This window comes from Bradyrhizobium sp. SZCCHNRI2009, from assembly GCF_032485115.1.
Classification (GTDB): Bacteria; Pseudomonadota; Alphaproteobacteria; order Rhizobiales; family Xanthobacteraceae; genus Bradyrhizobium.
This window is the reverse complement of record NZ_JAUEUH010000002.1, coordinates 58,535-63,375: the sequence shown is the minus strand read 5'-3', so window position 1 is coordinate 63,375 and position 4,841 is coordinate 58,535. Positions and strand designations below refer to the sequence as shown.

Annotated in this window: 4 protein-coding genes; all 4 read right to left on the bottom strand. The window is 63.0% G+C overall.

Annotation, left to right across the window (positions count from 1 at the left end; genetic code table 11):
• Window positions 1-43: 43 nt before the first annotated feature.
• Window positions 44-928, bottom strand: coding sequence for a TauD/TfdA family dioxygenase (locus QX041_RS07965; protein WP_315827776.1), 885 nt, complete (start codon window positions 926-928; stop codon window positions 44-46).
• Window positions 929-1,093: 165 nt separating this feature from the next.
• On the bottom strand, window positions 1,094-1,822 hold the full coding sequence (locus tag QX041_RS07960; protein ID WP_315752515.1) for a thioesterase II family protein: 729 nt from the start codon (window positions 1,820-1,822) through the stop codon (window positions 1,094-1,096).
• A 20-nt stretch (window positions 1,823-1,842) separates the two neighbouring features.
• On the bottom strand, window positions 1,843-2,073 hold the full coding sequence (locus tag QX041_RS07955) for an MbtH family protein (protein WP_315717422.1): 231 nt from the start codon (window positions 2,071-2,073) through the stop codon (window positions 1,843-1,845).
• Between the two features lie 331 nt (window positions 2,074-2,404).
• Entirely contained in the window at window positions 2,405-4,684 is a 2,280-nt protein-coding gene (locus QX041_RS07950) for a TonB-dependent receptor (RefSeq protein WP_316164876.1), read from the bottom strand.
• Window positions 4,685-4,841: the final 157 nt, after the last annotated feature.

The following is a 4,841-nucleotide window of genomic DNA, read 5'->3' as shown; positions in this document are numbered from 1 at the left end:
TTTCCAAAGGTCCGATGACAACGTGAGGATCGATGCCGCAGGCTCAATTGACGCGATGGGCTTGCGCCATCGCGACGATCACCCTGCGCGGCCCCTTGAATGGCTCGCGCGCGTGCGCCGTCAGCATGTTGTCGAGCATGACGACGTCGCCGGTCTGCCAGGGAAAGACGATCTTGTGCCGGTCGAGCACGGCTCTGACCGTGGCCAGCGTCTCGTCCTCGATCGGCGCGCCGTCGCCGTAGAACGCATTGCGCGGCAGCTCGAGCGGATCGCCGACGATGTCGAGAAGACTTTCCCGAACCTCGGGCGCGAGGCTGGAGACGTGGAACAGATGCGCCTGATTGAACCACACCATGTCCCCGGTCACGGGATGCACCGCCGTCCCCTGGCAGACCTGCCGCGTCCGTAGCTCGTCGCCATCCTTCCATTCGCAGGCGATTGCATGGGAGGCGCAATAGGCCTCGACCTCGGCCTTCGACTCCGTGCCGAACACCTGTCGCCAGTCGACATCGAGTCCACTGCCGTAGTTGCGGACATACATGACGCCCCGCTCGGCGAAGCGGTTACGGATCGCGGCCGGCATGTCGCGATGGATCGACCGGCTGTCGGCGACCGGCGTCTCACCGCCCTGCTGTGCCGCCTGCTCGCAATAGAACCAGATCTTCATCGGCCAGTCGCGCGTATAGGCCTGCTCGTTGTGCAGCGGGATGCTCTGGTGCGGCGGATATTCGGTCGAGGTGTAGACGCCGGCGCTGACCTGCGATCGGGGCGTCGAGCCGAATTCATAGGACAGCAGCGGATGGCCGAAGCTCGCGGCGAAGCTCCTGAACGCCTCGGCGCCGTCGAGATGGAAGCCACGGAAGAGAATTCCGCCGCACGCATAGAGCTGGCGCTCGATCATGTCGCGGACCTCGCTGACGGCCTCCATCAGCGGCTGCTGCGTGCGGCTGGCCCGCAGAAGGAACGGTAGCGATTCTTGTTCTATTTTAGATTGTATTGCGAACATGACTTCTCCCCGTCTCCCGTCGATTTCAGCATCGAAGTTTCTTCACCGGCCGGCTTTTCCGGCTGGGTCGTGCTTTCGGCACGCCGCTCAAGGCCCCGCGCGAGCAACGGCGAGTCCCGGCCATGCCCGACGTGCCAGCAATGCGGCAACGAGCTTCAGCAGATCCGCCTGTCGGCTATGGATGAAGAAGTGGTCGCCCGGCAGCATGTCGCGACCGAACGCGCCGGAGGTCTCGGCCCGCCACGCCTCCAGTGCCTCGGCACGCGTCTCGTCGAGATCTCCGCCGAACACGTGCAGCGGACACGGCAAGGGCCGGCGCCGCCGATAGACGTAGTTTCCGCACATCAGGAAATCGGCTCGCAGGATCGGCAGCGTGCCGCGCATGATCTCCATGCTCTGCAACGCCTCCGGCGGCGTGCCGTTCAGCCTGAGAAGCTCCTCGCGCAATGCGTCGTCACCGAGCGGCTCGCGCCAGCGGCTGCCGTCGCGCACGGCCGGCGCCTCCGTTCCGGACACGAGCAGCATCTGCGGCTTTGGCGCGCCGAGCGCGAGCAGCCTGTGCGCCAGCTCGAAGGCGAGCAAGCCGCCGAGGCTGTGCCCGAACAGGACGTAAGGCTCCGCCAACGGCGTCCCGATCAGTTCGGACGCGAGCTGATCGGCCAATGCTGCCGCGTCCGTTTGCAGCGGCTCGTCCATCCGCGCGCCCCGTCCGGGCAGCTCCAGCGGCACGATTTCGATCCAGGACGGAAGAGCTCTCCTCCAGCGCGCATAGACCATGGCGCTGCCGCCGGCATAGGGCAAACAGATCAGCCGCATGGCAGCCAGCCTCCTTCGCTTCAGGATTCGGCAGAGGCCTGGGCGTTCTCCTGCATGAATTTCCGCAGCGAGAGCGGCCGCATGTCGGTCCACACCTGTTCGATATGGTCCAGACACTCCTTCTTGCTCCCGGTCACGCCGACGGCCGTCCACCCGTTCGGGATGTCCTTGAACGTCGGCCAGATCGAATATTGTTCTTCGTGATTCACGACGACGGTGAAGGTGACGTCATCTCTGTCGAAGACCATCATGCCCGGCTACTCCTACTAACAAACGACGTTGATGAACTACGAGTAATGCAGTTGATAATGACAGTCAAAAGGATACCGCCGATCGAAGTTTTTAATCTCTCCAAGGTGACACGTAGGTGACGATTCAACATCAGGATGCATCGGCTCCAACGAGATGATTTGCTGACCCGACGCGTTGTCACCGCGGAGATGATCACGCCTCAACGCGATCGATGAGCTACGCAAATTTTTATCAGATTGGAATTGAACGCCGTCCGCATCGCTCAGACTAACAAGGCCGCCGCACAATGGCCGTGCGGCGGCCTCATCATCGCCAACGCGTATCGACGTCCTAGAAATTGAACGTCGTGGAAACGAGATAGGTGCGCGGCGCCCCCAGGGTGATCACACCGCTATAGGCCGACGCCCAATACGCCTTGTCGAATACATTCTCGACGCTCGCCCGCAGCACGATCGGCTTGCCGTTCCAGGGCGAGCTGAAGGTGTAGCGGGCGCCCAGGTCGACGCGTGTCCAATCCGGCAGCGAGAGTTTGTTGGCCGCGTCGACATATTGTGCACCGGTATAGACGACTCGCCCCGTCAGCGTCAGATCCCGCACGAACGGTGTATCCCACTCGGCGCCGAGATTCACTGTGAGCTCGGGCACGCCGATCGCCCGCTTGCCGTCCGTCAGGCCGCCCGAAGTCTTCTCCTGTACGCCGTGAATATACGCCACGCCCCCCAACAGCCGCAGCGTCGGCGTGACCTCGCCGAATACGTTGAACTCGGCGCCCGTATTTCGCTGCCGGCCATTCAGCTCTTGAGTCAGCACTCCCCCTGAACTCGTGGTAATCACGCTCGGGCGTGAGATATCGAATGCGCTGACCGTGGTCGTGATTCGGCCGAAGTCGACCTTGATGCCGGTCTCGACCTGCTTGGTCTGCCCTGGCGGGAAGACCGTGCCGCTGTTGGCATAGCCGGCGGCAACGACGGTCGGGGTCTGCAGGCCCTCGATGTAATTGGCATACAGCGACACAAACTCGACGGGCTTGACCACGAGCGCATAGGCTGGCGTCCACACCGAGGTGTCCTCGAACGGGCGGCTCGATGCTGGAGTAACGAGATTCGTGACTTCCGTTCCCGCCGTTTGTCTGCGCACACCGACGGTCAGTTGAATCCGCTTGTTCAGCAGCGACATCGTGTCGGAGACGCCGATGCTCCAGAGATTCGCGCCGACGGTCTGATTGGCCTGGAGCGTCGGAAAGCTTGGCAACGCGATGTTGGTCGGCTCGCTGTAAAGGCTCCAGTTGGGCATCTTGCCGGAGACCACCTGCTGGGTATAGGTGCGGTCGGTGATGGAGTAGCCGACATTGACGGCATGGTTGATCGGGCCGGTATCGGCGGTCATGCGCAGGCCAGCCTCCCCGGCGTACGTCTTGTACGTCTCGCTTCCCGTTCCAGGAGTCCCGGACAACAGGCCAGCGTTGCTCGAGAGCACCGGCGACGGATAACGGTAGTTGATGTTGCTGTCGTGATAGCCGAATCCGGCATAGGCGGTGATACGATCGTTGAGATCGACCTCGCCTTTCACCGTCGAGAAGAAATCGGTCGGCGCATAATACGCCCACGGCACCTGGAAATTGGTGCCGGACGACGGTGGCGACGGAATGCTGGTGACAGCAGTACCCACGCCGAAGAATCGCAGCGGCGGATTCAGCTTGTCCGCCTGATAGCCGACATCGGCATCGATTCGGACATTCTCGCCATGATAGTCGACGGCGAGGTGGGCGTTGCCGAACTCGTCGGTCTGCCGGTTCCAGGGGGTATCGCCGTTCGAATACTTGCTGTTCAGCCGTACGCCCCACTCCTTGTGCTCGCCATAGCGGCGGCCGACGTCGATCTGCTCGCCGAATTGCGTCTTGGACGCATAGGTCGCCGTTAGCTGCGTGATGTCGGTGTCGAGCGCGTGCTTGGTGACGAGATTGACGCTACCGCCGACCGCGCCGCCGCTTGAGGCGCCAGTGCCGCCAACCGTCATGCCGTTGAGCAGAGCCGCCGGCCCCTTCAGCAATTCGACCCGTTCGATGAAATTGGCGCCCGTCGAATAATATGGCGCGATGCCGGCGAGGCCATTCAGGGCGTAGTCGCCGCTGTCGTAGTAGAAGCCGCGGATGAACAGGCTGTCGGCGCCGCCGCCGGCGGCTTGGATCGTGCGCACCGAGGGATCATTGATCAGCACGTCGCGGATCGTGCGCGCCTGCTGGTTCTGGATCAGCTGCGAGGTGAAGCTCGTCTGGTTGAAGGGCGTGTTCATGACGCCGCGGTTGCCCAGCAGCCCGAGGCCGCCGCCGCTCGCGACCTGGCCGCCGGCATAGGGCGACGGCGGCGCGCCGACCGTTCCTGTCGACGGCGTCACATAGGCCACCGGGGCGGTCGGCGGCAGGTTGCGCGGAGCGACGCGGCGCTGCTGAGCGGTCCGCGTCGCGGTCGTCTGCGGTCTCGAGGCGGTCTGCCGGACTTTCGGCTTCGGCGCGTCGACGGTCACATCGGGGAGCTTGGTCTGCGCAAAGGCCGATTGAACGCCTCCGACATTCAGCGTGAGCGCCAATGAGCTCACAAGTCCCAACGACATCGTCAATCCAATGTCTTTATCCCAAATGCGACAGACCATCCTGACACCCCGATCATTCCAAGTTCCAACTCGGCTCGTCGGTGGTCCTAACACACAGGTATTTGAGGATGGCGTCGCGCGACGTAGAACTCGTCTAACGAGCGACAGCTTCGCCGAA